At 71.0% G+C, this 26,076-nt stretch carries 25 protein-coding genes; 12 read left to right on the forward strand and 13 right to left on the reverse strand.

The features are described 5' to 3' along the window. The first annotated feature begins 3 nt into the window (after window positions 1-3). The 4 genes from JL475_RS40010 (at window position 4) to JL475_RS16060 (ending at window position 2,865) form a co-directional block, all read left to right on the forward strand. The gene (locus JL475_RS40010) at window positions 4-144 is read left to right on the forward strand and encodes a hypothetical protein (protein ID WP_237407254.1); all 141 of its coding nucleotides are present in this window, start codon (window positions 4-6) and stop codon (window positions 142-144) included. 273 nt (window positions 145-417) lie between these two features. Next, entirely contained in the window at window positions 418-1,290 is an 873-nt protein-coding gene (locus tag JL475_RS16050; RefSeq protein WP_202278380.1) for a hypothetical protein, read from the forward strand. A gap of 53 nt (window positions 1,291-1,343) precedes the next feature. After that, complete coding sequence (locus JL475_RS16055) at window positions 1,344-1,919, forward strand: hypothetical protein (RefSeq protein WP_202278381.1); 576 nt, start codon at window positions 1,344-1,346, stop codon at window positions 1,917-1,919. Between the two features lie 313 nt (window positions 1,920-2,232). Next, complete coding sequence (locus JL475_RS16060) at window positions 2,233-2,865, forward strand: HAD family hydrolase (RefSeq protein ID WP_202278382.1); 633 nt, start codon at window positions 2,233-2,235, stop codon at window positions 2,863-2,865. Window positions 2,866-3,001: 136 nt separating this feature from the next. Here JL475_RS16060 and JL475_RS16065 read toward each other — a convergent pair whose 3' ends face one another. Further along, window positions 3,002-3,250 (reverse strand): hypothetical protein, encoded by a 249-nt coding sequence (locus tag JL475_RS16065; RefSeq protein ID WP_202278383.1) that lies wholly within the window; start codon window positions 3,248-3,250, stop codon window positions 3,002-3,004. Between the two features lie 163 nt (window positions 3,251-3,413). On the opposite strand from JL475_RS16065, the gene JL475_RS41205 reads away from it, so the two are divergent. Next, window positions 3,414-3,797 carry a cold-shock protein gene (locus tag JL475_RS41205; RefSeq protein WP_202278384.1) on the forward strand — a complete coding sequence of 128 codons (384 nt, stop codon included), beginning with the start codon at window positions 3,414-3,416 and terminating at the stop codon, window positions 3,795-3,797. A gap of 29 nt (window positions 3,798-3,826) precedes the next feature. Here the strand turns inward: JL475_RS41205 and JL475_RS16075 are convergent, their stop codons facing one another. From JL475_RS16075 to JL475_RS16090, 4 genes are all read right to left on the reverse strand, one after another. Beyond that, the gene (locus JL475_RS16075; protein ID WP_202278385.1) at window positions 3,827-4,678 is read right to left on the reverse strand and encodes a 1,4-dihydroxy-6-naphthoate synthase; all 852 of its coding nucleotides are present in this window, start codon (window positions 4,676-4,678) and stop codon (window positions 3,827-3,829) included. Then, complete coding sequence (locus JL475_RS16080; protein ID WP_307825065.1) at window positions 4,668-5,363, reverse strand: futalosine hydrolase; 696 nt, start codon at window positions 5,361-5,363, stop codon at window positions 4,668-4,670. The genes JL475_RS16075 and JL475_RS16080 overlap by 11 nt, the downstream gene beginning before the upstream one ends. 62 nt (window positions 5,364-5,425) lie before the next feature. Beyond that, on the reverse strand, window positions 5,426-5,926 hold the full coding sequence (locus JL475_RS16085; protein WP_237407255.1) for a DUF2771 domain-containing protein: 501 nt from the start codon (window positions 5,924-5,926) through the stop codon (window positions 5,426-5,428). A gap of 63 nt (window positions 5,927-5,989) precedes the next feature. After that, window positions 5,990-7,429 carry an MFS transporter gene (locus JL475_RS16090; RefSeq protein WP_202278387.1) on the reverse strand — a complete coding sequence of 480 codons (1,440 nt, stop codon included), beginning with the start codon at window positions 7,427-7,429 and terminating at the stop codon, window positions 5,990-5,992. A gap of 317 nt (window positions 7,430-7,746) precedes the next feature. Here JL475_RS16090 and JL475_RS16095 point away from each other — a divergent pair, with 317 nt between their 5' ends. Beyond that, window positions 7,747-8,673: a DUF3027 domain-containing protein gene (locus JL475_RS16095; RefSeq protein ID WP_202278388.1), complete on the forward strand. Its 927-nt coding sequence runs from the start codon at window positions 7,747-7,749 to the stop codon at window positions 8,671-8,673. Window positions 8,674-8,930: 257 nt separating this feature from the next. Beyond that, a complete protein-coding gene (locus tag JL475_RS16100) occupies window positions 8,931-12,101 on the forward strand; it encodes a sacsin N-terminal ATP-binding-like domain-containing protein (protein ID WP_202278389.1) in 3,171 nt (1,056 codons plus the stop codon). 62 nt (window positions 12,102-12,163) lie between these two features. Here the strand turns inward: JL475_RS16100 and nhaA are convergent, their stop codons facing one another. Then, entirely contained in the window at window positions 12,164-14,053 is a 1,890-nt protein-coding gene (gene nhaA / locus JL475_RS16105) for a Na+/H+ antiporter NhaA (RefSeq protein WP_202278390.1), read from the reverse strand. Window positions 14,054-14,380: 327 nt separating this feature from the next. Between nhaA and JL475_RS16110 the strand changes: the two genes are divergently transcribed. Next, window positions 14,381-15,142 (forward strand): calcium-binding protein, encoded by a 762-nt coding sequence (locus JL475_RS16110; protein WP_202278391.1) that lies wholly within the window; start codon window positions 14,381-14,383, stop codon window positions 15,140-15,142. A gap of 148 nt (window positions 15,143-15,290) precedes the next feature. On the opposite strand, the gene JL475_RS16115 is transcribed toward JL475_RS16110, so the two are convergent. Together JL475_RS16115 and JL475_RS16120 are read right to left on the reverse strand one after the other, a co-directional pair. Continuing rightward, window positions 15,291-17,708: a cation-translocating P-type ATPase gene (locus JL475_RS16115; protein ID WP_202278392.1), complete on the reverse strand. Its 2,418-nt coding sequence runs from the start codon at window positions 17,706-17,708 to the stop codon at window positions 15,291-15,293. Window positions 17,709-17,826: 118 nt separating this feature from the next. Further along, entirely contained in the window at window positions 17,827-18,222 is a 396-nt protein-coding gene (locus JL475_RS16120; RefSeq protein ID WP_237407257.1) for a DUF2530 domain-containing protein, read from the reverse strand. Between the two features lie 181 nt (window positions 18,223-18,403). Here JL475_RS16120 and JL475_RS16125 point away from each other — a divergent pair, with 181 nt between their 5' ends. Then, a complete protein-coding gene (locus JL475_RS16125) occupies window positions 18,404-19,855 on the forward strand; it encodes an NCS2 family permease (protein WP_202278393.1) in 1,452 nt (483 codons plus the stop codon). 52 nt (window positions 19,856-19,907) lie between these two features. On the opposite strand, the gene JL475_RS16130 is transcribed toward JL475_RS16125, so the two are convergent. Next, window positions 19,908-20,090, reverse strand: a complete 183-nt coding sequence (locus JL475_RS16130) for a ribbon-helix-helix protein, CopG family (protein ID WP_109379380.1) — start codon at window positions 20,088-20,090, stop codon at window positions 19,908-19,910. 189 nt (window positions 20,091-20,279) lie between these two features. On the opposite strand from JL475_RS16130, the gene JL475_RS16135 reads away from it, so the two are divergent. Then, window positions 20,280-20,717, forward strand: coding sequence for a MarR family winged helix-turn-helix transcriptional regulator (locus JL475_RS16135; RefSeq protein ID WP_202278394.1), 438 nt, complete (start codon window positions 20,280-20,282; stop codon window positions 20,715-20,717). Between the two features lie 56 nt (window positions 20,718-20,773). Continuing rightward, window positions 20,774-22,165, forward strand: a complete 1,392-nt coding sequence (locus JL475_RS16140; protein WP_202278395.1) for an MFS transporter — start codon at window positions 20,774-20,776, stop codon at window positions 22,163-22,165. A gap of 36 nt (window positions 22,166-22,201) precedes the next feature. Here JL475_RS16140 and JL475_RS16145 read toward each other — a convergent pair whose 3' ends face one another. Continuing rightward, window positions 22,202-22,762: a Uma2 family endonuclease gene (locus tag JL475_RS16145; protein ID WP_202278396.1), complete on the reverse strand. Its 561-nt coding sequence runs from the start codon at window positions 22,760-22,762 to the stop codon at window positions 22,202-22,204. A gap of 112 nt (window positions 22,763-22,874) precedes the next feature. Here JL475_RS16145 and thpR point away from each other — a divergent pair, with 112 nt between their 5' ends. Further along, the gene (thpR, locus tag JL475_RS16150; RefSeq protein ID WP_202278397.1) at window positions 22,875-23,447 is read left to right on the forward strand and encodes an RNA 2',3'-cyclic phosphodiesterase; all 573 of its coding nucleotides are present in this window, start codon (window positions 22,875-22,877) and stop codon (window positions 23,445-23,447) included. 155 nt (window positions 23,448-23,602) lie between these two features. Here thpR and JL475_RS16155 read toward each other — a convergent pair whose 3' ends face one another. The 3 genes from JL475_RS16155 to JL475_RS16165 form a co-directional block, all read right to left on the reverse strand. Next, complete coding sequence (locus JL475_RS16155) at window positions 23,603-24,595, reverse strand: aldo/keto reductase (protein WP_202278398.1); 993 nt, start codon at window positions 24,593-24,595, stop codon at window positions 23,603-23,605. Between the two features lie 30 nt (window positions 24,596-24,625). Next, entirely contained in the window at window positions 24,626-25,228 is a 603-nt protein-coding gene (locus JL475_RS16160) for a Uma2 family endonuclease (RefSeq protein ID WP_202278399.1), read from the reverse strand. Window positions 25,229-25,342: 114 nt separating this feature from the next. After that, window positions 25,343-26,029, reverse strand: coding sequence for an SGNH/GDSL hydrolase family protein (locus tag JL475_RS16165; RefSeq protein ID WP_202278400.1), 687 nt, complete (start codon window positions 26,027-26,029; stop codon window positions 25,343-25,345). Between the last annotated feature and the right edge of the window lie 47 nt (window positions 26,030-26,076).

Consider the following 26,076-nt stretch of genomic DNA (forward strand, 5'->3'; position numbering starts at 1 on the left):
CCCTTGCCACTGCACGTGAAGACCGACGACCCGCTGAACGACTCACCGCATCTCGCTCCGTGGCGGCCACGTGTGGGGATCATCGATCTGGGCTCGCAGTGGGGCCGGAACGAGTGCGTCACCAAGGTCGGAATCGCCGAATGAACGTGCGTGCGGCCGCTACATCCGGTCGGGCGGTCGCACGAAAGGGTGAAGTGGTCGGCACCACGTGCCGTGCCGTCAGACAAAGCTGCGCACCATGTGCAGATCGAGGAGCCGAAACGGACTCGATTCCCAACGGTCCTTACATAGTCGTCACAGGTTGTTCTCTCACTTTGATCTTTCAACTTGGCTCTCTCATACACCCGCTCACGCGTCCATTCAACGAGCCGATGAATCAGTTGAGTTGAGAGGAGTGGGACGTCTAACTTCAGCAGCATGAAGACGATATCGCCCACTGAGCGGGACATGCAGGCGGTCAAGGCGACCGGCCGCGACACTCGGGCCGAGATCCTCAGGCGCTCGATCCGCCACAACGTGCCCTTGCGTAAGACGTTCGTACAGGCACCGAGAGGCTCCACGAGTCGACACGGACCGCTCCGCAACTTCGTGACCGGTCGCGATCTGCGGGGACTCAAGGCCTACCTGTTGATTGTGGCTGCGTGCAGCAACGGAACGGACGGCTGGTGCACCAAGCACGACAGCGCCGTGTGGGCGCGAATGATGGACATCGACCGGACCGCTACTGAACAGGCTGCCCGGACGGGGGCCTGGCGCACTCTGTGCCGACTGCAGGAGCGCAATCTCATCACGTGCACCCGCACCGGGACAATGATCGCCGTGACGCTGCTGCGCGAGGACGGAAGCGGCGCCCCTTACGACCGGCCGGTGGGACAGACGGAGCAGGACCTGTACCTGCAGATCCCCTCCTCGTTCTGGACCAAGGGCTACGACGAGAAGATCGACCTGCCCGCCCTGGCCCTGCTGCTGGTGGTCCTGCGGGAGAAGAACTGGTCGAAGTTTCCCGCGGAGAAGGCGCCGGACTGGTACGGCTGGTCGGCGGACACTCACGAACGAGGTCTGAAGAAACTGCTCGACCTGGGACTGGTCGAGCGCCGTGAGCAGTACACCAAGGCCCCTCTGGCACCCAGCGGCGTCGCCATGGCCTACCAGTACCAGCGCACCGCCGCCATGCGGCCCCGCAAGGCCAGAGGGCAGGCCACCACCAAGGCCGGCGGCAACGGCAGCAAGACGGGTGGCACCAACGAGACGAAGAAGTCCGCGGCTCCTGCAGCCCGGCGAGGGAGGTGACGTCATAGGCCAGTCCTGGGGGGGAACGTACGCGTACCCAAAACGATCATGAGGTGAGAACTGCCTGGCTGGACGAGTCCTTCCGCGAGCACGAGACCGCCGGCTTCTACATCATCGCGGCCACGATCCTCGAACCCTCGACAGCTGATGCCACCCGCGAGACCATGCGCCGCTTGAAGGGACCACGGAACACCGCGAAGTTGCACTGGAACGAGATGGACCGCACCGAGCGCAAGGATGCCGCACGGCTCGTTGCCCAGCAGGACGGACTTCACGTCGTCTCCGTCGGTTCACCCGTGCCCAGGCGTAAACAGGAGCGAGCCCGCAGCAAGTGCCTGCTCACGCTGATCTTTGAACTCCATGGCTTCGGGGTCGGCCGTCTCTGCCTGGAAGCCCGGGAGGCGGAACTGAACGCCCGGGACATCCGCACCATCGCCACGGCCCGGCAGACTGTTCTGCCCAAGGGCATCCAGATGCGTGCACATCACATCCCCGGCGCCGCAGAGCCGCTTCTGTGGGTCTCGGACATCGTGGCCGGGGCAGTCCGTGCTCAGCGACAGGGCGACAGCCGATACACAGACTTGCTGGGACAGACACTGATCGATTTTGACGTCGACACCGACTGCTGAAGGAAGTAGCGCCGAACAGACGCCGAGCCAGGCTCCTGGTCTGCCCCAGGTCACCTGGCTCCACTTCCAGCCGCCCGCGGCAGCTGACTTGTGCCCACGGTACCGCTCTTTGCATTGCAATGCCATGCGCAGAGCGGTACGCCGTACAGTCACCGTGTGGGTCCGGGCGGTCCGGTTCGACTGATGTCAGCGAGCAGGTAGGACATCGTGCCGTCCTCGCCGCTGCTGTCGGCACGGCGAAGGAAGGGCTGCCGTAGGTGGCGCGCAAGGGGCGGGCGGCTGTTAATTGCGTGGGCTGGGCACAATGGATCGTATGGTGTCCACAATTCCGCTCCCGCTCACCGTCGGCTTCGACCTCGACATGACGCTCATCGACTCCCGGCCGGGTATCCGCGCCTGCTACCTGGCGCTGGCCGAGCGGACCGGCACCCCCATAGACGCCGATCTCGTCGTCACCCGGCTGGGGCCGCCCCTGGAGGACGAACTGGTCAACTGGTTCCCGGCCGAGCGGGTCGAGGAGGCGGCGGACCTGTACCGGGCGATGTACCCGACGTACGCCATAGCCCCCACACCGGCGCTGCCCGGCGCCCGCGACGCCATGGCGGCCGTGCGGGAGGCGGGCGGACGCGCGATCGTCGTCACCGCGAAGCACGAGCCCAACGCCAAGCTGCACCTCGCCCACCTCGGCATCGAACCGGACGCGGTGATCGGCGATCTGTGGGCCGAGCAGAAGGCGCTGGCGCTGCGCGAGTACGACGCGGGTGTGTACGTCGGCGACCATGTGGGTGATGTGCGCGGCGCGCGGACCGCCGGAGCGCTGGCGGTCGCGGTCGCCACCGGCCCGTGCGACCCGGCGGAACTGCGCGCGGCGGGCGCGGACGTCGTCCTCGCCGACCTGACCGAGTTCCCCGGCTGGCTCTCGGACCACCGCTCGGCACGCCCCTGACGGCTCACCGCCCGGGACGCGCCTGACGGGGGCATTGCCCGGCGCGCGCCCTGACGGGGTGCTGCCCGGCGAGGGCCTGATGGCTCAGCGCGCGGCGCGCCCGCGACGGCTGACCGCGCGGCACGCCCCTGACGGCTCACCGCCCGGCGCGTGCCTGACGGCGGCCCGCTGCGGCCGAGCGGAGTACTCCCGCGCCGGCCATCAGGAATCCGACCCCCATGAGCATGCTCAGTACGAACATGTACGTCGGAAAGGGCTCCGTGCCGAGAAACAACGGGGCCACCGTGACCAGAGTGGCCACGGCACCGATGATGAAGACGACGCCGCCGGCCCGGACCAGGCCGTCGCCCGGCGCCGCGGAATTCGCTTGGGTTTTGTCAGCCACCGCACCAGGGTAGTTCCTGGCCGGAGGGAACTACCGGGCGACGTCTTGTCACCTGCCCGAAGACCATTAGCCTTGGTTGCGGCGGGTCACCAGGACCCGCCCGAGCGTTATCAAGAGCCGTTTCAGAAGCGGTTTCCCGACGAGTACGAGGACGAGGACGGACGTGCCCACCGGCAAAGTCAAGTGGTTCAACAGTGAGAAGGGCTTCGGCTTCCTCTCCCGCGACGACGGCGGTGACGTCTTCGTCCATTCCTCGGTCCTCCCCGCCGGAGTCGAGACCCTGAAGCCGGGTCAGCGGGTGGAGTTCGGTGTGGTCGCCGGGCAGCGAGGTGACCAGGCCCTCTCCCTGACCGTCATCGACCCGACCCCGTCGGTCGCGGCGGCCCAGCGCAAGAAGCCCGACGAGCTGGCCTCCATCGTCCAGGACCTGACGACCCTGCTGGAGAACCTCACGCCGAACCTGGAGAAGGGCCGCTACCCGGACCGCACCTCCGGGAAGCAGATCGCGGGGCTCCTGCGCGCCGTCGCCGACCAGCTGGACGTCTGATCCGGCCGGACGTCCGGCACCGGCACGGGTCAGGGGAACCGCAGTGCGTCCGGGCCGAGGGGCGGTACCAGTCCCTCGGCCGCCGCACGCGTCAGCAGGCCCCGTACGGCCGCGTAGCCGTCCTCGCCGAGGTCGGCGGTGAACTCGTTGACGTACAGCCCGATGTGCTGGTCGGCGACGGCCGGGTCCATCTCCTGGGCGTGCGCCATGACGTACGGCCGCGCCGTTTCGGGGTCGTCCCAGGCGGCCCGTACGGAGCTGCGGATCGAGTCGGCGAGCAGGGTCAGCGTCCGCGCTCCGAGGGACCGCCTGGCGATGATCGCGCCCAGCGGGATCGGCAGCCCGGTGGTCCGCTCCCAGTGCTCGCCCATGTCCGCGAGCCGGTGCAGCCCGTAGTCCTGGTACGTGAAGCGCGCCTCGTGGATGACGAGTCCGGCGTCCACCTTCCCGTCCCGCACGGCGGGCATGATCTCGTGGAACGGCATCACCACGATCTTCCCGACCCCACCGGGCACCACGTCCGCCGCCCACAGCCGGAACAGCAGGTACGCCGTCGACCGCTCGCTGGGCACGGCGACCGTGCGCCCGGTGAGTTCCCCGGGCTCCCTGGTCAGCACCAGCGGTCCGCAGCCCCGGCCCAGCGCGCCCCCGCAGGGCAGCAGCGCGTACTCGTCGAGGACGTAGGGGAGGGCCGCGTACGACACCTTCAGCACGTCCGACTCGCCGCGCTCGGCCATGCCGTTGGTGACGTCGATGTCGGCGAAGGTGACGTCGAGGGCGGGCGCGCCGGGGACGCGGCCGTGCGCGAGGGCGTCGAAGACGAAGGTGTCGTTCGGGCAGGGGGAGTACACGATCCCCAGCCGCTGCTGCTCAACTGTCATACCGGTTCCAACTCTCCAGGACGGGCGCGATCTTCCCGAAGCCCTCGGTGAGGGCGTTCAGGGCATCACCGACGCGCCAGGCGGCGCGGTCGCGCGGGCCGACGGGATTCGACACCGCCCGTATCTCCAGCACGGGTACGCCGTGCGCGGCGGCGGCCTCGGCGACGCCGAAGCCCTCCATGGCCTCGGCGAGCGCGCCGGGGTGGCGGTCGCGGAGCCGGGCGGCGCGGGCCGCGGTGCCGGTCACCGTCGACACGGTGAGCACGGCACCGGTGAGCGCGCCGGACGCGGCGGCCACCTCCCGGACCAGGGCGGCGGGGGGACGGTGGGTGACGGTGCCGAAGCCGAGGTCGGTCACCGGCAGGAAGCCGTCGGCCGTCTCGGCGCCCAGGTCGGCGGCGGTGATCTCGTCGGCGACGACGAGCGAGGCGAGGGGCGCGTGCGGCGGGAAACCGCCCGCGATGCCGGCCGAGACGACCAGGCCGTAGGGGCGGCCGTCCAGAGCGGCGGCGGTGAGCGCGGTGGCCGTGGAGGCGGCGGCCAGGGCCGGGCCGACACCGGCGGCGATCAGATCGGGGCCGTCGGCGATCTCGACGACACTCGCCCCGGGCAGGGCCCTCTCGTGCGCGGCACCCGGGAAGGCCCGGGCCACCGCGTCCCGTTCGGCGGGGACGGCGGTGGCCACGAGGACGCCTCCCCGCGCTCCCGGTCTCGTGGGAGTGGGGTGCGCCCCGGCGGACGACGTGATCAGGCGTCCTTCTTCAGCCGGAAGGACCACAGGCCCGTGGCCTCGTTCTCGCCCTCCTTGATCGACACCAGGGTCGAGTTGCCCTGGGCGCCGTACTGGGCGTTGAAGAACACGCTGCCGGGGATGGTGCGGTAGGTCTTGGTGCTGGAGTCGGTCAGCGGCTGGCCGTTCATCAGGATCGTCCAGCCCTGGTCGGCGAGGTCCGGGTCGACACCGAAGCGCACGGTCTCGTCCGGGTCGACCGAGATCTCCTTGATGTCCTTGTCCTTCAGGCACGACGTCAGGTCGGAGGCCTTCAGGGGCGTGCCCTCACCGCCGCAGGTGGCCTCGGAGGACACCGAGTCACCGCCCACGGTGATCGTGGAGATCGCCGTCGGCTTCTCACCACAGGCGGACAGGAGGAGCAGTCCGGCGGATACGGTACCGGCGACGACGACGGCACGGCGCCGTCGCACAGCGCGGTCACTTCGAGCGGCTGTGCCGCGGGGCAACGTGGTCATGGGCGAAGGTTATCGGGCACGTCCGGTCCGCCTCCCACGTGGGGGTACGGCGTGGCCGGAGCGTTACGCCACTCGCGCGCGCCCGTGGCCCCCGTGCCGGGCGGAGCCGATCAGCGCGCGGACGGTGGTCAGCCAGCCCGCGGCGACGATCGCGGAGCCCACCGCGAGGCCCAGCGACCCGATCAACGGCATCGCGATACCGATCGCCCCGCCCAGCACCCACGACATCTGCAGCAGCGTCTCGGAGCGTGCGAACGCCGACGTGCGGACCGTCTCGGGCACGTCCCGCTGGATCAGCGCGTCCAGGGACAGCTTGGCCAGCGCCTGCGCGAAGCCGGCGACCCCGGCGAGGCAGGCCACCACGACCGCGCCGAACAGCGCCGCCGCCGTGATCGCCGTGGCCACCACACAGGCCACCACCGTCACGATGATGACCTCCGGCGCGCGGGACCTGAGCGACGCGCCGACGGCCGTACCGAGCGCGTTGCCCGCGCCCGCCGCCACCCCCACGATGGCCAGGGACACGGCGGCGCTCTGGCCGGTCATCGGATGCTCGCGCAGCAGGAACGCCAGGAAGAAGATCAGGAAGCCGGTCAGGCAGCGGATGGAGGCGTTGGCGGCCAGCGCGTGGGTGACGGCCGGGCCGACCGTGCGCAGACCGGGCCGCTTGACGGGCCTGCGGTGCGGGCCGTGCAGGTGGGTCTCGTCCGCCGCGAGCAGCGCCGTGTCCTCGCCCTTGGCGGAGTCCACCTTCGACGGCAGCCGGAAGGACAGGAACATGCCCGTGACGAAGAGTACGAACGCGCCGTACAGCGGCCAGCGCGGTCCGATCTGGTGCAGCCCCGCGCCGATCGGTGCCGCGATGCCGGTGGCCAGCAGCCCGCCGAGGGTGACCCGCGAGTTGGCTTTCACCAGGGAGAACGCGGGCGGCAGCAGCCGGGGCACGACGGCGCTTCTGACCACCCCGTACGCCTTCGAGGAGACCAGTACGCCGAGCGCGGCCGGATACAGCTCGAGGCCGCCGGTGACCACCGCGCCGGACAGCACCAGGGCGAGCAGCGCGCGGGCGAGCATGGCGCCCGCCATCGCGGCCCGGCGGCCGTGCGGGAGGCGGTCCAGGAGCGGGCCGATCACCGGGGCCAGGAGGGTGAACGGCGCCATCGTGATGGCGAGGTAGAGCGCGACCCGGCCGCGGGCCTCGTCCGTCGGCACGGAGAAGAAGACGGTGGACGCGAGCGCGATGGTGATCATGACGTCGCCGGCGCCGTTCACGCCGTGCAGCTCGATCAGTTTGCCGAGCCCGGACTCCCCGGCGCCGTGCGCGTGGGTGGCCCGGCGGATTCCGCGTGCGGTTCCGGTCACCGGGAAGCGCAGGACGCGGCCGACCGCGCGCAGACGGCCGCCCGACCCGCCCACTGTGACGCGTCGGCCCTTTCCTTTGACTCTGGCCCCGTTCGGCCCACCGGTCCCGGTGGCGCCCTGGGGTGTCCTCGCGGTAGCCACGACGTTCATAGTGCCCCGATACGGCGGTCCGTAGTGCCCCGACCGCCTCGACGGCCCCACGGTGTGCGGCTTCCGGCGGAACGCGGCAACCGGCGCGCGGCGCCCGAGAGCGAGTGAGAACACTCGAGAACAACCGTCGGTGTAGGCCCAGCGCACGCGAGCAGGTAGCGTGCGTATCTCAGCCATCCCGCAGAATGGATGGAGGCGCGCCCGAGCACGATCAGGCGTGGACGTCGACGCGGTCCTCCGGTCCGCTCCGTCCGCCCTCGCGCCGGGGTGGCGCACTCGTGAGACGGCGTAGGAGAGAAGCGATACCTGTGAAGGCAGCGACAACGCGAAGCCGCACCCCCGACCGGCTGTGCGCCGAGGCCGTCGACCTCGCCCGCGCAGCAGCCGAGGAGGCCGCCGCGCCCGGGGTCGTCGGCGAACACGAAGGAATGCTCTCCGAGGGCGACCGGGTCGTCACCCACTACTTCGCGTGCGGGGAGCTCGGCTACCGCGGCTGGCGCTGGGCCGTCACCGTCGCCCGCGCCTCCCGCGCCAAGATCGTCACGGTGGACGAGGCGGTCCTGCTGCCCGGCCCCGACGCGATCCTCGCGCCGGAGTGGGTGCCGTGGAGCGAGCGGCTGCGTCCCGGCGACATGGGCCCCGGCGATCTGCTGCCCACCGACGCCGAGGACCTGCGGCTGGAGCCCGGCTTCTCCGGTGAGGACGCGCCGCCGCCGAACTCGCCGGTCTTCGGCGAGTTCGCCGAACTGGCGGAGGCCGAGGACGCGGACGTCACCGAGGGCACCCCGGCGCACCAGGTGACCGCCCCGGCCCGCGGCTCGATCGCGGCGGTCGCCGAGGAACTCGGCATGCGGCGCGCCCGCGTCCTGTCCCGCTACGGCCTGCACACCGCCGCCGACCGCTGGGAGGAGGCCTTCGGCGCCAAGACCCCGATGGCGCAGGCGGCTCCCGCGTCCTGTGTGTCCTGCGGCTTCCTCACCCCGATCGGCGGCTCGCTCGGCCAGGCCTTCGGCGTGTGCGCCAACGAGTTCTCCCCGGCCGACGGCCGTGTCGTCTCCCTGTCCTACGGCTGCGGCGGCCACTCGGAGGCCGCGGTCATGCCCAAGCCGCCCCAGCCCACCCCGCCCCGGATCGACGAGACCCGCGTCGACCCCTTCCCGCTGCGCCCGGCACCGGACTCCGGATCGGTCCCGGCGACGGAGGATTCGGCCTCGGCGGAACTGGGGCACTCGTAATGGCGCTCATCTGAGCGCTCACGTGACATATACCCGCTGACTGCTCACGCTTTTCGGCACGGCACCCGCTCCCGCCGCGGACGTCGGTGAGGAGGGCCCGGGCGGTGGCCCGGTCCCGCTCCGGCACCGTGATCCATGCCACTTCGCGCACCCGGGACCCCGCAGCGGGCCGTGTGCGGTGCCCGCTGTCCTCGTCGGGACCCCGCGGAGGGGTACCTTCGGTCTCACGCCGATCAGGGCCGATGAGGAGAGTGACCGTGAGCATGTTCGTACGGCCTGCGGACGAGGGCGCCGACCCGTTCGGGACGGCACGGCTGCGGCGTGGGGTGCTGGACGCCTGGGCCACCAGTCCCGCCCGGTTCCGTGAGGACGCCAACGCCGAGGAGGATCTCGTCCTCGGCGGGTACCGGGACCGCCTCGTCGTCGAGCTGGCGCAGAACGCCGCCGACGCCGCCGCCCGCGCGGGGGTGCCGGGGCGACTCCGGCTCACGTTGCGCGACGGGGTGCTCGTCGCCGCCAACACCGGTGCTCCCCTGGACGCGGCCGGGGTCGAGTCACTGTCCACCCTGCGGGCGTCCGCGAAGCGGGACGAGCCCGCCGGAGCCGTGGGCCGGTTCGGTGTCGGGTTCGCCGCCGTCCTCGCCGTCACCGACGAGCCCGCCCTCGTCGGGCGGCAGGGCGGGGTGCGGTGGTCGCTGGCCGAGGCCCGGGAACTCGCCGGTGCCAGCGCGGGGCACAGCGCCGGGCTCGGCGACGAGATCCGCCGCCGCGACGGACACGTGCCGCTGCTGCGCCTGCCCTTCGCCGCCGAGGGCACCGCCCCCGACCCGTACGACACCGCCGTCATCCTGCCGTTGCGCGACACGGCCGCCGCCGACCTCGCCGAGCGGCTGCTGCACGCGGTCGACGACGCCCTGCTGCTCGCCCTGCCCGGCCTGGAGGAGGTCGTCGTCGAGATCGGCGACGCCGAGCCCCGTACCGTGCGCCGGAGCGAGGAGGGCGCCCTCACCGTCGTCGCGGACTCCCGCGACGGCGCCACCCGCTGGCGCACCTCCACCGCGCACGGCCCGCTCACCCCGGACCTGCTCGCCGACCGTCCCGTCGAGGAGCGGCTGAGGCCCCACTGGTCGGTCACCTGGGCCGTCCCCGTCGACTCCGACGGCAGCCCGGTCCGGCCCCGCACCAGCCCCGTCGTGCACGCCCCCACCCCGAGCGACGAGCCGCTCGGCGTCCCCGCCCTGCTCATCGCCTCCTTCCCGCTGGACTCCACCCGCCGGCACGCCGCCCCCGGCCCGCTCACCGACTTCCTGGTGGAGCGCGCGGCCGACGCCTACGCCGGTCTCCTCGCGGAGTGGCATCCGGTGACCGCCGGGATCATCGACCTCGTGCCGGGCCCGCTCGGCAAGGGCGAACTGGACGGCGCCCTGCGGCAGGCGGTCCTCGGGCGGCTGCCCCGCACCTCCTTCCTGCCCCCCGCCGTCCCCCCGCGCGAGCAGGACGACGACTCCGCTCTGCCCGAGTCCCTGCGGCCCCGGGACGCCGAGATCGTCGAGGGGGCCGGGGCCGACACCGTGCGGGTGCTCGCCGAGGTGCTGCCCACCCTGCTGCCCGCCGGGCTCGAACGGCGGACGGAACTGCGCACCCTGGGCGTGGCCCGGGTCCCGCTGGCCGACGCGATCGACCGGCTCGCCGGTCTGGAGAAGGCGCCCGACTGGTGGCGGCGGCTGTACGAGAGCCTCGCCGGGGTCGACCCGGACCGGCTCTCCGGGCTGCCCGTGCCGCTCGCCGGGGGTACCTCCCAGGCTTTCGGCACGGGGGGACGGCGTACCACCATCGGCCCCCGGCAGGTGCTGCTGCCCGGCGCGGAGGCCGCCCGGATCGACCCCGAGGTGCTGGCCCGGCTCGGCCTCAAGGTCGCCCACCCGGACGCCGCGCACCCCCTGCTGGAGAAGCTCGGCGCCCTCCCGGCCACCCCGCGCGCGGTGCTCACCACCCCGCAGGTGCGGGCCGCCGTCGCCGCCTCCCTCGACGACGAGGGCGGCATGACCGCCATGGGCTGGGAGGAGGAGGCGCTCGACGCCGAGGAACTCGCCGACACCGTGCTCGGCCTGGTGCGCGACGCCGGTCTCGAACCCGGCGAAGAGCCCTGGCTGGGCGCCCTCGCCCTGCCCGACGAGGACGGCGAACTCTCCCCGGCCTGCGAACTGGTCTTCCCCGACGGTCCCTTCGCCCGCGTCATGCGCGAGGGTGAACTCGCCTCCGTGGATGCCGAGTTGGCGCAGAGGTGGGGCGAGGCCCCGCTGGCCGCCTGCGGTGTGCTGGTCGACTTCGCCCTCGTCCGCGCCACCGACGTCGTCCTCGACCCGGACGAACTCGAGCCGCGGGAAGGTGACTTCACAGAACCCGACGACGCGGGCCTGCTCGACGCCGTGGACGTGTGGAGCGAGGACGTCCTCGACCGCTTCCCCGACAGCCCGGTGCCGCCGGTCGCCACCGAGATCGTCGCCGTGCGCGACCTCGACCTCGTCGACGACGACCAGTGGCCCCGGGCCCTCGCCCTGATCGCGCGCCCGCCGCTGCGCGACGCGCTCACCCAGCCGGTGCGCGTCCTGCTGCCCGACGGCACCCATGAGGTCGTCCGCCCGTACACCGCCTGGTGGCTGCGCGGGCACCCGGTGCTCGGCGGCCGCCGCCCGGCCGGTCTGCGCGCCGCGGGGAGCGACCCGCTGCTGCGCGGCCTGTACGACGAGGCCGACGCCACCGGCTTCGAGGACGAGCAGGTGCTGCGGGCACTCGGCGTGCGCACCTCCGTGTCCGCGCTGCTCGACGAACCGGGCGGCGCGGCCGAACTCCTCGACCGTCTCGCCGACCCCGACCGTGCGGTCACCGCCGCCCAGCTGCACGCCCTCTACGGGGCGCTGGCCGACCTGGAGCCGGAACAGGTGACCCTGCCGGACGAGCTGCGCGCGGTGGTCGACGGCCGGGTCGAGGTGGTGGACGCCACCGACGCGGTGGTCGTCGACTCGCCCGACCTGCTGCCGTTCACCGCGGGCGTGGCCCTGCTGCCCGTCCGCCCCTCGCGGGCGGCGGAGCTGGCCGAACTGTTCCAGGTGCGGCGGCTGAGCGAGTCCGTCACCGGGGAGGTCGGCTCCCGGGGCACCGAGTACGACGTGCCGGAGTCCGTGCGGGTCCTGCTCGGGTCGCGCACCCCGGCCACGTACGTCGAGCACGAGGAACTCGTCGTGGACGGCGTGGAGATCGACTGGCGCCTGACCGGCGACGGCGTGCTGCACGCCGCCACCCTGGAGGGCGTCGCCGCCGGACTGGCCTGGGCGGCCGGTGAGTGGCCGCGCCGCTTCGAGGTCGCGGCCCTGCTGGAGGACCCGTCCAGGACGGAGGAACTGGCGCGGGACCGCTGGTTCGACTGAACGCGTGGGGGGGGTGGGCCGGGGTCGCCCCCGGCCCACCCCCCCCACGGTGGACCTCTCGCTTACTGTGTGGGCGCCTGGGCGCCGGACTCCTGTGCGTACGCCTCGAGCTCGCGGGCGAGCGTCGCCGCGTCGTACGGGCCGGTGTGCCGGCGGTTGCCGATGAAGAACGTCGGGACCCCGCGGGCGCCGCTGGCCTCGGCGCTGGCGGCGTCCGCCCGCACCCGCTCGGCCGTCTTCTCGTCGTCGAGGTCGCGGAGGAACTTCTCGACGTCGAGTCCGAGGTCGGCGGCGTAGCCGGCGCTGTCCTGGTAGTCGAGCTCGTCCTGGTGCTTGTAGAGCAGGTCGTGCATCTCCCAGAAGCGGCCCTGCAGACCGGCGGCCGTCGCCGCCCGTGCGGCGAGCTCGGCGTGCGGGTGCACGTCGGGCAGGGGCAGGTGCCGGAAGACGTAGCGGAACTGGTCACCGAAACGCTGCCGCAGTTCCTGGGTGACGCCGGTGGCGCGGGCGCAGAAGGGGCACTCGAAGTCGCCGTACTCCACCAGGGTGAGGGGCGCCTCGGGAGGCCCGAGGATGTGGTCCGTCTCCGGGTCGACCGGACGGTCCAGATAACGGGGCAGGTCCGCGTCGGTCTCCCCGCGCAGGACCGCGGCCAGATGGAACACGAGCCAGCCCGCGAGGGTGGAGAACAGGGCGGCCAGCAGGACACCGACGGTCGCCTCGGCACGGACCACCGGGTCGTCGAAGGCGAGCCCGACGATCAGCAGGGACACGGTGAAGCCGATGCCGGACAGGACACCGCCGCCCAGGACGTGGCCCTGCCCCACCCCGGTCGGGAGCTTCCCGAGGCCGGTCCGGGTGCCGAGGTAGGCGCCGCCCCAGATGCCGACCAGCTTTCCGACGACGAGACCCACGACCACGGCCCAGGTGACGGGGGAGGTCAGGGCGTTGGTCAGGACGCCGTCACGCAGGTCGACACCGGCGTTGGCCAGCGCGAACACCGGGACGATGACGTAGCTGGACCAGGGGTGGAGCACCGTCTGGAGCCGTTCGTTGACGGAGACGGCCTGCTGGAGCCCCCTGCGTGCCGTCTTGCCGACGTCCGCGAGGGGGGACTGACGGAAGGCGCGGAAGAGCCGGGCGGCCTGCTCCACTCCCTCGCGTGACGGGTTCGTGGCGGGGATCAGGAGGCCGCCGAGCATGCCGGCGATGGAGGCGTGCAGGCCCGCCTGGAGGGTGGCGAGCCACATCACGAGGACGATCAGGACGTACGGGGCCGCCTGCCAGACGCCGAAGCGGGTCAGCGCGGACAGCACCACGCCCAGGAGGAGCGCGACGATCAGCTCCGGCACACTGACACTGCCGGAGTAGACCACGCCGATCACGGTGACGGCCACGATGTCGTCGATGACGGTGATGGCCAGCAGGAAGACGCGCAGCTGTGTGACGAACCGCGGGCCCACGATGGCGAGCGCGCCCAGCATGAACGCCGTGTCGGTGCCGATGACCACGCCCCAGCCCATGGCGGCGTCGCCCCCGGGCGCGATCGCCAGGTACAGCAGGACGGGCACGAGCATGCCGCCGACCCCGGCGAGGAGCGGGATCATGAGCCGGCTGCGGCTGTTCAGCTCGCCCACGGAGACCTCGTAACGGACCTCCAGGCCGATGATGAAGAAGAACAGGGCCATCAGTCCGTCGTTGACCCAGTGCCCCAGGTCCATCGACAGCTCGGCGTTGCCGAGGGAGAAGGACAGGTCGGTGGCCCAGAGCGACGTGTACGTATCGGACCAGGGCGAGTTCGCCCAGACCAGGGCCACCGCGACGGCTATCAGCAGCAGGCCGGCGCTGCCGGCCTCGGTTTCCATGAAGGAACGCACGCGGCTGGAGAGCTGCCCGCCCAGTGAGCGCCGCTTCGCCCGGGACTGCGTGTCCGGAGTCTTCGTCGGGCTCATCACTGAATCACAGTACTCGTCCGCATGGTGGACAAGGCCTGGGAATGATGCCGACAGGGGTTGTCGCGGACGGGTGTGATCATGCGGGACCCTCCTTCGGGTTCTTCAGATGCTTCTGGCCTTTCGGGCTCTGCTTGCGGCGCGCGGCGGCCGTGACCTTGATCTTCAAGAATCGCACACAAGTTTTCGATTGCGCGTACAACCATTCGCCGGTGTGACGTATCTGATCACCTGAGTCAACAGACTCCAGGTCACTCGGGCCCCGGAAGTGACGACGAGCCGTTGGGAACGACGACCAGCGGGGCCCCTTCTCCCCATGGGGGACGCATGCGTATCCGAGCCGCCGCCGTTGCCGCAGTCTCCGGCGCCCTGGCCCTCTCTGCCCTCGCCGCCCCGGCCGCGCAGGCCGACGGCGGGTGGGGCGACACCACGATCACCAAGGTCGTCGTCGACGGAGACAACAAGGTGTCCGTGGGCACCTCCAGCCCGAAGACCATCAAGGTCAGCGTGACGGCCAAGGACAACTCGGGCATCAAGGGGGCCGAGGAGTTCATGCTGATGGGCCCTGGCTACGGGTTCGCCTCGACCAGCAAGCCCGTCTGCAAGGCCTCCAGCTCCACCACCTCCACCTGCACCGCCTCGGTGCTGGTGGACCCGAAGGTCGACTACCTCAGCAATGCCAACGCCGGTACCTGGTACGTCGAAGCGTGGATCGACGCCAACGACGACGACTACCTGTGGAAGGAGAAGGCCGGCTCCTTCAAATTCCAGCGCGCCTCCAAGCTGACCGTCAACGCCTCCCCCGAGCCGGTGAAGAAGGGCGCGACCATCACGGTCACCGGCAAGCTGACCCGCGCCAACTGGGAGACCCTCCGGTACGCCGGATACACGAACCAGTCGGTGAAGCTGCAGTTCCGCAAGAAGAACTCCAGCACCTACACCACCATCAAGACCATCAAGACCAACTCGAAGGGCGACCTGAAGACCACGGTCAAGGCCTCCGTCGACGGCTACTACCGCTACAACTTCGAGGGCACCTCGACCACCCCGGCCGTCAAGGCCGCCGGTGACTTCGTCGACGTGAAGTAAGCCCTGCCCGGGCTGGTCACGCGGTTCACCGAAACGCCCCTGCAAGGGGCGCGGGGCTGTGTCGACATGCGGCTCCGCCGCGCGGGCGCGACCAGCCCCCACCGGCCCGCAGGGAAACAAGCAACCAGCGCTCCCTGCGGGCCGAGCGCTAAGCGGAAACGCGGTCCACCCGCCTCCACAGGAACTCCAGGACGGCCGCCGCCAGCACCGCGATGCCGACCGCGATCCACGGCATCGTCATCCCCACCAGCCTCAGCGCGAAGAACTCCTGCAGCCACGGCACGACCAGCACCAGCAGGAACCCCGCGGCCATCGTCGCCACCAGCCCGATCCGCCACCAGGTGTAGGGCCGGGCGATGATCGCCAGCACCCACAGCGAGATCAGGAACAGCGTCAGCGTCGCCGCGCTCGTCTCCGCCTCCAACGCCCCCTCACCGCTGTAGTGGTGGCGGGCGAGCAGGTACGTGGCGAACGTCGCCAGCGCGGCCAGCACCCCGCCCGGGACCGCGTACCGCATGACCCGCCGTACGAAGTTCGGCCGGGCCCGCTCCTTGTTGGGGGCGAGGGCCAGGAAGAACGCCGGGACGCCGATGGTGAGCGTGGACAGCAGGGTCAGATGGCGCGGCAGGAACGGGTACTCCACCTGCCAGCACACCACCAGCACCGCCAGCAGCACCGAGTAGACGGTCTTCACCAGGAACAGCGTCGCGACCCGGGTGATGTTGCCGATCACCCGCCGCCCCTCGGCCACCACCGACGGCAGGGTGGCGAAACTGTTGTTCAGCAGCACGATCTGCGCGACCGCGCGCGTGGCCTCCGAGCCGGAGCCCATCGCCACCCCGATGTCGGCGTCCTTCAGCGCCAGCACGTCGTTCACCCCGTCGCCGGTCATGGCGACCGTGTGCCCGCGCGACTGGAGCGCGCCCACCATGTCCCGCTTCTGCTGCGGGGCGACCCGTCCGAACACCGTGCCCCGGTCCAGCGCCTCGGCCATCTCGTCCCGCTCGGCGGGCAGCCGGCGCGCGTCGACCGTCGTACCGCTCAGCCCGAGCTTGGCCGCGACCGCACCGACCGACACGGCGTTGTCGCCGGAGATGACCTTGGCGCGGACGTTCTGCTCGGAGAAGTACCGCAGGGTGTCGGCCGCGTCCGGCCGCAGCCGCTGCTCCAGCAGTACCAGCGCGGTCGGGCGGACACCCTTGGCCGCGTCAGGGTCGTCCACGTCCACGTCGCGCTCGGCGCGGGCGAGCAGCAGCACCCGCAGCCCCTGCTCGTTCAGCCGCGTGGTCCGGGCCAGGGCCGGGTCGTCGGCGTCCAGCAGCACGTCGGGCGCTCCGAGCAGCCAGGTGACGGGCGGTTGCCCGGTGCCCTCGTCGCCCTCGGCGCCCTCGGCGAAGGTGGCGCCGCTGTACTTGCGGGCCGAGGAGAACGGCAGGGTGCCGGTGCAGCGCCAGTCCCCGGCGTCCGGGTAGGCGTCGGCGACAGCTCGGAGGGACGCGTTCGGCCGCGGATCGGACGCGCCGAGGGCCCCCAGCACCTTCCGCACGTACGTCTCGTCGCCGCCGTCGAGCAGCCGCAGTCCGGTGACGTCCATGCCGCCCTCGGTGAGGGTGCCGGTCTTGTCCAGGCAGACCGTGTCGACGCGGGCCAGTCCCTCGATGGCGGGCAGTTCCTGCACCAGGCACTGCTTGCGCCCCAGCCGGATCACCCCGATGGCGAAGGCCACCGAGGTGAGCAGCACCAGCCCCTCGGGCACCATCGGCACGATCCCGCCGACCGTGCGGGCGATGGAGTTCTTCAGCTCGTTGTGCTTCACGACCAGCTGGCTGATGATCAGCCCGGTCGCGGTCGGGATCATCATCCACGTCACGTACTTGAGGATCGTGGAGATGCCCGAGCGCAGCTCGGAGTGGACCAGCGTGAACCGGGACGCCTCCTCGGCGAGCTGCGCCGCGTACGCCTCGCGTCCCACCCTGGTCGCCTGGAAGGAACCGCCGCCCGCGACCACGAAGCTTCCGGACATGAGCCGGTCCCCGGGCCGCTTGACCACGGGATCGGCCTCGCCGGTGAGCAGCGACTCGTCGATCTCCAGCGCGTCCGCCTCGGCGCACACCCCGTCGACGACGACCTTGTCGCCCGGCCCGATCTCGATCAGGTCGTCCAGCACGATCTCGGACGTGCCGATCCCGGCGCTCGCCCCGTCCCGGCGCACCGTGGGCCGCACCTCGCCGATCAGCGCCAGTGAGTCCAGGGTCTTCTTCGCCCGCCACTCCTGGATGATGCCGATCCCGGTGTTGGCGAGGATCACGAAGCCGAACAGGCTGTCCTGGATGGGCGCGACGCTCAGCATGATCACCCAGAGGACGCCGATGATCGCGTTGAACCGGGTGAAGACGTTCGCGCGGACGATCTCGATCATGGACCGGCTGCTGCGCACCGGCACGTCGTTGACCTGCCCGAGGGCCACCCGCTCCGCCACCTCCGCGGCGGTCAGGCCGGTCACCGGCGAGGTGACGGTGCCGGGCCGCGCGGCACCGGCCTGCGGGTCCGCGTCGAGATGCGTCATGCAGTCGACGGTACGTGCGGCTTCACGGCTTCACCCACCGGATGCGCGGAAGATCCGACCAGGGGAGGAGAGGCGCGGGGCGACCGTAGTGCCGTGGTCGTACGGGAGTGGTGAGGGGTCAGTCGGCCGACGACGGGGAGGGGGTGCCGGAGGGGCCGCCGGCCGGTTCCGTCTCCACCGACTCAGCTGTCTCCACCGTTTCCACCGACGCTGCCGTCTCCGTGCCCCGCGCGGCTGTCGCGGCTTGGTCGCGCTTGATCGCGGCGTCGCGCCGGCGGACGTACCAGATGCCGATGAACCCGAGCCCGCCGCCGGCCAGGCAGGTCCACAGCCACCAGGTGTGGCCGTGGTCGTCGAACCAGCCGTAGAAGGGCAGCTGCACCAGGAAGAGCGCGAACCAGATGATCGTGCCGCCGACGATGGTGGCGACCACGGGGCCCTCCAGGGGCTCCGGCGCCTCGTGTTTGGGGGTCCCCGTGAACCAGCGCGAGAGACCCGAGAAGAAAGCGGCCATGCGGACAGCTTACGAGGGTGGACGAAGGTGAGGTTCGCCGCATCGAGCCGCATGTGTCTACGCGCGGAGATAGCGTGGATGTCGTTATATCTTCATACTGAATCTGTTTGTCTCTGGCCCATTCTGCTCGTAGGAAACGCCAAAGGGCTTTGACGGAAGTCCGACGGTGATGAGGTTCTGCATGTCCACGTCGGCCCCCAGCAAGGCCCCCCTGCCCGATCAGTCGGGGCCCGCGCCCGCGTACGGCGCACTCGACCGCTACTTCAAGATCTCCGAGCGGGGCAGCAGCCTGCCCCGCGAGATCCGTGGCGGATTCGCCACCTTCTTCGCGATGGCCTACATCATCGTGCTGAACCCGATCATCCTCGGCAGCGCGAAGGACATGTACGGCAACCAGCTCGACAACGGCCAGCTGGTCACCGCGACCGCCCTGACGGCGGCGTTCACCACGCTGCTCATGGGCGTCATCGGCAACGTGCCGATCGCGCTGGCCGCCGGCCTCGGCGTGAACTCGGTCGTCGCCCTCCAGCTCGCCCCGCGCATGTCGTGGCCCGACGCGATGGGCATGGTGGTGCTGGCCGGCTTCGTCGTCATGCTGCTGGTCGCCACCGGTCTGCGCGAGCGCGTGATGAACGCCGTCCCGTACGGTCTGCGCAAGGCCATCGCCATCGGTATCGGCCTGTTCATCATGCTGATCGGCCTGGTCGACTCCGGTTTCGTCTCCCGGATCCCGGACGCCGCCCAGACCACCGTCCCGCTCCAGCTCGGCACCGGCGGCCACCTCACCGGCTGGCCGGTCCTCGTCTTCATCCTCGGCGCGCTGCTCACGCTGGCGCTGATCGTGCGCAAGGTGCCCGGCGCGATCCTCATCTCGATCGTCGCGATGACGGTCCTCGCCATGGTCATCAACGCCGTGGCCGACATCCCCTCCTGGGGCCTGACGAACCCGACCTGGCCCGGCAACCCCGTCGCCACCCCCGACTTCGGCCTGATCGGCGAGGTCAGCCTGTTCGGCGGCTTCGCCAAGGTCGGCGTGCTGACCGGCGTCCTGTTCGTCTTCACCGTGCTGCTGTCGTGCTTCTTCGACGCGATGGGCACGATCATGGGCGTCTCCGACGAGGCCAAGCTGACCGACGCCGACGGCCAGATGCCCGGCATCAACAAGGTCCTGTTCATCGACGGTGTCGGGGTCGCCGCGGGCGGTGTCGGCTCCGCCTCCGCCACCACCGCCTTCGTGGAGTCCACGGCCGGCGTCGGCGAGGGCGCGCGCACCGGCTTCGCGAACGTCGTCACCGGCGCGCTGTTCGCCGCCGCGCTGTTCCTCACGCCCGTCGCCACGATGGTGCCGTCCCAGGCGGCCACCCCGGCGCTGTTCGCGGTCGGCTTCCTGATCCTGGCGGGCTCGATCAAGGAGATCGACTGGGCGGACTACACGATCGCCGTCCCGGCCTTCGTGACCATGGTGATGATGCCGTTCACCTACTCGATCACCAACGGCATCGGCATGGGCTTCATCGCCTTCGTGCTGCTGCGCCTGGCGGCCGGGCGCGGCCGGGATGTCCCGGTGGCGATGTACGCGGTGTCGGCGGTCTTCGCCTTCTACTACCTGATGCCGGCCCTGGGGCTGACCTGACCCGACACGGTCTGACCTGAGCCCGTACCGACCTGACCGGCCCGGTACGGGCTCAGGTCACGCCGTAGAACTTCTCCGTCTCCTCGACGGCGGTCTGGAACCGCTGGTCGAAGTCATCGCGAATGAGCGTCTGGACGACATAGTCCTGGACGCTCATTCCGCGTTTGGCGGCATGGCTCCGGAGTCTTTCGAGCAGTTCCTGGTCCATGCGCAGGCTGAGTACGTCGGTCCCCATGGGCATGAGCCTTGCCGCACTCTCCGGCCCGGTGTGCCCCGTTCCGCGCAGAGATCACCCGTACGAGTGATCTATGGCGTGCCGTATGGCGTGCTCTGTGACACGAGTGGCCGATGTCACGGGCGCGGACGGGGTTCGAGTGCGTCCCGACCGGTCCTTTAGCGAAGGTAATGAGTTATGCTAAAGAACATGCCCGACCTCAGCCATGGCGACGACGCGGCCGCCGTCAACGCCCTTCGATCCGCCGTGATGCGACTGTCCCGTCGGCTCAGGCACCAGCGCGTCGACGAGTCGCTCAGTCCCGCCGAGATGTCGGTGCTGGGCACCCTGGCCCGCTGCGGCCAAGCCACCCCGGGCGAGCTCGCCCGCAAGGAGCACGTCCAGCCGCCCTCGATGACCCGCATCGTGGCCCTGCTGGAGGGCAAGGGGCTGGTCCGGCTGGAGCCGCACCCCGACGACCGGCGCCAGAAGGTCGTGACGCAGACCGAGCAGGCCGAGGCGATGCTCGCCGAGAGCCGCCGCAAGCGGAACGTCTTCCTGGCCACCCTCGCCGAGGAACTCGACGAGGACGAATGGGCGAAGCTCCGTGCCGCCGCCCCCGTGCTGGAGAAGCTCGCGCACATCTGAGCAATCCAGCGATCCAGCAATCCAGCAATCCAGCAGCTGTCACCAGGAGGCGAACCTTGAGTACGGGACCCGGAGCAGACTCCGCCCCCGGACCGGACACCCACGACATCCCCACCGGCGTCGACACGCCGCCCGCCCCCGAAAAGCAGGGGCGGAACATCCGCACGTCCCGGATGTTCTCCTCGTTGCAGGTCAGGAACTACCGCCTGTTCTTCATCGGCCAGGTCGTCTCCAACATCGGCACCTGGATGCAGCGCATCGCCCAGGACTGGCTGGTGCTCACCCTCACCGCCTCCTCGGCCGCCGTCGGCATCACCACGGCCCTGCAGTTCCTGCCGATGCTGCTGTTCGGCCTGTACGGCGGCGTCCTCGTGGACCGCCTGCGCAAGCGCCCCACACTGCTCGTCACCCAGTCGGCGATGGCCCTCACCTCGCTGGCGCTCGCCGCCCTCACCCTCACCGGACAGGTCGAGGTCTGGCACGTCTACGTCGCCGCCTTCGTCACCGGTCTGGCGACGGTGGTCGACAACCCCGCCCGCCAGTCCTTCGTCGCCGAGCTGGTCGGCCCCGGTCAGCTGCAGAACGCGGTCAGCCTGAACTCCGCGAACTTCCAGTCCGCCCGCCTGGTCGGTCCCGCCGTCGCGGGCCTGCTGATCACCGGCGTCGGCACGGGCTGGGCGTTCCTCCTCAACGGCCTGTCCTTCATCGCGCCGCTGGCCGGCCTGATGATGATGCGGGCCCGCGAACTGCACGCCGTCACGCCGTCCCCGCGCGGCAAGGGGCAGCTGCGGGAGGGGCTGCGCTACGTCGCCGGGCGCCCCGAGCTGGTCTGGCCGATCGTCCTGGTCGGCTTCATCGGCACGTTCGCCTTCAACTTCCCCGTCTACCTCTCGGCCTTCGCCGACGACGTCTTCCACGGGGGCGCGGGCGTCTACAGCCTGTTCAACACCCTGATGGCGGTCGGCTCCCTGGCCGGCGCCCTGCTCGCCGCCCGGCGCGGCACGGCCCGCCTGCGGCTGCTGATCCTGGCCGCGCTGGCCTTCGGCGGACTGGAGATCGTGGCGGCCGGGGCGCCCACCCTGTGGCTGTTCGCCCTGCTCATGATCCCGATCGGCCTGTTCGCCATGACGGTCAACGTCACCACCAACACCAGCATCCAGATGTCCACCGACCCGGCCGTACGCGGCCGCGTCATGGCCCTGTACATGATGGTCTTCCTCGGTGGCGCACCCGTCGGCGCCCCGATCGTCGGCTGGATCACCGACACCTACGGCGCCCGTCTCGGCTTCGCGGTGGGCGGTGCCGTCGCGGCCCTCGCCGCCGCGGTGATCGGCCTGATCCTGGCCCGCGTCGGCAACCTGCGCCTGACGGTCGGCTGGACCAGGGGCCACCCCCAGGTGCGGTTCGTGCCGAGGGAACGGCAACGGGAGCTGACAGCGGTGGCCTGACGGCCGGACCCGCTGCCCCGACGAGTTCCCCCGCGGTCAGTCGCGGGGGAACTCGTCGGTCTTGAGCACCAGACCGACGACCGTCCCGGTCAGGTCGACCTCCTCACCGGAGGGAAGCCGGACCGCCCCGCGGTACGCGCCGTCCTTCGGCAGGGTGTACAGGTGCCACTCGCCGGTGTACGGATCCACGATCAGGTACACGGGCACACCGGCGGTGGCGTAGGCGTCCTTCTTGGAGCCGTAGTCGTCGGCGCCGGTCTTCTTGGAGATCACCTCGGCGACGAATTCGACGTCCTCGCAGCTCCACAGCCCTTTGGCATTCTTGTCGGCGCCTTCGGCCAGCAACGTGACATCGGAGGCGAAGCCGTTGAGGTACCCCGGGTAGTCGATGCGGACGTCGGACTTCACGCGCTTGCGTGGGTACTCGGCGCGCAGCCGGTCGTAGATGTTCGCGATGATCTCCCAGTGGGTGTCCCGGTGGGGCGTCAGGAAGATGTGGCCCCCGACGATCTCGGTCTTGTATTCCTCGGGAACGGGCGCCTTCTCCAGCCACTCGAACATCATGTCGAGCGTGAGTTCGCCGGTGCACTCGGTCATCGATGGTGCTCCTCCCGGCCGCACCCGCACGGGTGCGGCCGCGCAGTGCAACGATGCGCACGGTGACCGGGACACGCGTGGGCGTACACGCGTTCCCGGTGAGACTGGAGGCATGAGACTCTTCGCCGCCGTGGTGCCGCCCGAGGACGTGATCCGTGAGCTCGCCGTCGAGGTCGAGGAGCTGCGGCGGCTGCCCGGCGCGGACGCCCTGCGCTGGACCGGGCGGCCCGGCTGGCACTTCACGCTCGCCTTCTACGGTGAGGTCGACGACGACCTCGTCCCCGAGCTGACCGCCCGCCTGGAGCGGGCCGCGTCCCGGAGCGAACCCTTCGAGCTGGCGCTGTGCGGCGGTGGTCAGTTCGGCCACGGACGGGCCCTGTGGACCGGGGCGGACGGCGACCTACGCACCCTGAGCCTGTTCGCCGACCGTACGGAGGCGGCGGGGCGCAGGGCGGGCGTGGCGATGGGGGAGCACCGCCGCTACAAGGCCCACCTGACGCTGGCCCGCAGCCGGACCGGCGCCGACGTACGGCCGTACGTGGAGGCCCTGGGGCGGTTCCGGAGCCGCACCTGGACCGTGGGCGAGCTGGCACTGGTGCGCAGCAACCTGCCGAGGTCGGGGGTGCCGGGCGAGCAGCCCCGTTACGAGGTGGTCGCGCGCTGCCCACTCGGGGCGGCCGGTTAGGCTCGAAGGCGTGGACCCGAAAACCCGGAACCGGATCATGGCCGGTGCGCTCGTAATGATGTTCGCGGTGGTGGCCCTGGCGGCGGCGCTCGGATACTAGCCCCGCCGCCAGGCACCCCCGGCGTTCCCGGCGTGCCCGCCGGGAAGGCGGCGTCCTACCAGGCGAAGGCCTCCGGGGACGGTCCCGGGCCCGGGAAGATCTCGTCCAGCGAGGTCAGCAGCTCCTCGCTCAGCTTCAGCTCGACCGCCCGCAGCGCCGACGCCAGCTGCTCGGTGGTGCGCGGACCGACGATCGGGCCCGTCACCCCGGGCCGGGTGAGCAGCCAGGCCAGCGCCGCCTCGCCGGGCTCGACGCCGTGCTTGTCGAGCAGGTCCTCGTACGCCTGGATCTGAGCGCGGGCGGCGGGGTCGGCGAGCGTCTCGGCGGCCCGTCCGGACGCGCGGCGCCCGCCCTGGACCTCCTTCTTGATGACTCCGCCCAGCAGACCGCCGTGCAGCGGCGACCAGGGGATGACTCCGAGCCCGTAGTCCTGCGCGGCCGGGATGACCTCCATCTCGGCGCGGCGCTCGGCGAGGTTGTACAGGCACTGCTCGCTCACCAGGCCGATGGTCCCGCCGCGCCGGGCCGCGACCTCGTTGGCCTGGGCGATCTTGTACCCGGGGAAGTTGGACGACCCCACGTAGAGGATCTTCCCCTGCTGGATCAGGACGTCGACGGCCTGCCAGATCTCGTCGAACCGCGTGCTGCGGTCGATGTGGTGGAACTGGTAGAGGTCGATGCGGTCCGTCTGCAGCCGCTTCAGCGAGGCGTCCACGGCCCGCCGGATGTTCAGGGCGGACAGCTTGTCGTGGTTGGGCCACGCCTCGCCGTCGGCGCCCATGTTCCCGTACACCTTGGTGGCGAGCACGACCTTGTCGCGCCGCTCGCCGCCCTTGGCGAACCAGTTGCCGATGATGCTCTCGGTACGGCCCTTGTTCTCGCCCCAGCCGTACACGTTGGCGGTGTCGAAGAGATTGATCCCGGCGTCCAGCGCCGCGTCCATGATGGCGTGAGAGTCGGCCTCGTCGGTCTGCGGACCGAAGTTCATCGTCCCGAGGACGAGCCGACCGACCTTGAGTCCCGTGCGTCCGAGCTGCGTGTACTCCATGAGCACCAAGCCAACGTCTTGGAGCGCGCTCTATGCAAGGGGAGGCCGGTCCCGGGGGAAGCCGCTGGTCCTCATGGTCAGGTCGGCCACGGTGCCCGTCAGATCGATGTCGTCGCCGAAGTCCACCCGCGTCCTGGTGACGTAGTCGCCGTTCTTGGGGTCGGTGTAGATGTAGCAGCGACCCCGGTAGGGGTCGGCGATGACGTAGAGGGGGACCTCGGCGGTCGCGTAGGCGGCCTTCTTCGGGCCGTAGTCGTTGGCGGCCGTGCCCTCGGAGATGACCTCGAAGACGAACTCGACGTCCTCGTAGCGCCAGCGGCCTTCGCCGTCCTTCTCGGCGGAGGCGCGAAGCACGGCCACGTCGGGGCAGAGGCCGTTCTCGTGGCCGGGGAAGTCGATGCGGACGTCCGAGAAGACCTTGACGTCCTCCCCGAACCGGGCCTCAACGGCCATGGCCATCTTGAAGATGATTGCCCAATGGGTGTCCCGCTGCGGTGTCATGTAGACGTTGCCCCCGACGATCTCGACCCTGAATCCTTCGGGGACGGGCATCCGCTCCAGCCGCTCGAACCACTCGTCCAAGCGCTGCGTGTTGCTGTCGGCCATGGTGATCCTGTCTTCAAGGACGGTCATCGTGGCGCTCCTCCCCGGCCGCTCCACGGACGAGTACGGCCGCGCGGTACAACGATACGCACGGTGACCGGGACACGGGGAAAGGCGCATATGCCGCCGCAGCGCCGTCGCCGGTTACGGCGTGCAGGACGCGGCGTAGGGCCCGCCCAGCTCCCAGCCCCCGTACATCGCCTCCGCGAAGGCCTCCGCGATCTTGTGTTCGCCGGTCGTGTTGGGGTGGGTGCCGTCGTAGGTGTCGGTGTGGATGTCGTACGACGGCGGGACGGCGGCCAGGAGGAGCGGGGAGCCCGGGGTGTCGAGGTCGGCGGCCGTCTTCGCGAGGAGTTCGTTGAAGCGGGTGACCTCGGTGGCGAAGGACGGGTCGGCCTCCGCGCGGATGTTGGGGATCACCGGGAGCAGGACCAGCCGGACGCGGCGGTTGGCCGCCCGCGCCCCGGCGACGAAGGCACGGACGTTGTCCGCGGTCTGCTCGGCGTTGGTGTAGAAGCCGAGGTCGATCAGGCCCAGGGAGACCAGGAGCACGTCGACGCGCTGGGAGCGGACGGTCTCGCCGATCAGCGGCGCCATGTGCTGCCAGCCCTCGCCCCAGCCGGCCAGGTGGGCCCGGGGGAAGTCGGGCTCGGCGTAGGCGTACGAGGTGGGGGCGTCCGTCGCCCGGTCGTGCAGCGTCTCGCGCGGGCCGACGAAGGTGAAGGGGCCGCCGTACTCCGTGCACAGGTGCTGCCACAGGCGGTAGCGCCAGGTGTGTTCACCCGCGCTCCCGATGGTCATCGAGTCGCCGACGGGCATGAACCTGAGCACCCGGTCATCATCGTCGATCGGCCCGGCCGCCGCGATGTGAGACCGAC

Source organism: Streptomyces sp. M2CJ-2, assembly GCF_016757295.1.
Lineage (GTDB): Bacteria > Actinomycetota > Actinomycetes > Streptomycetales > Streptomycetaceae > Streptomyces.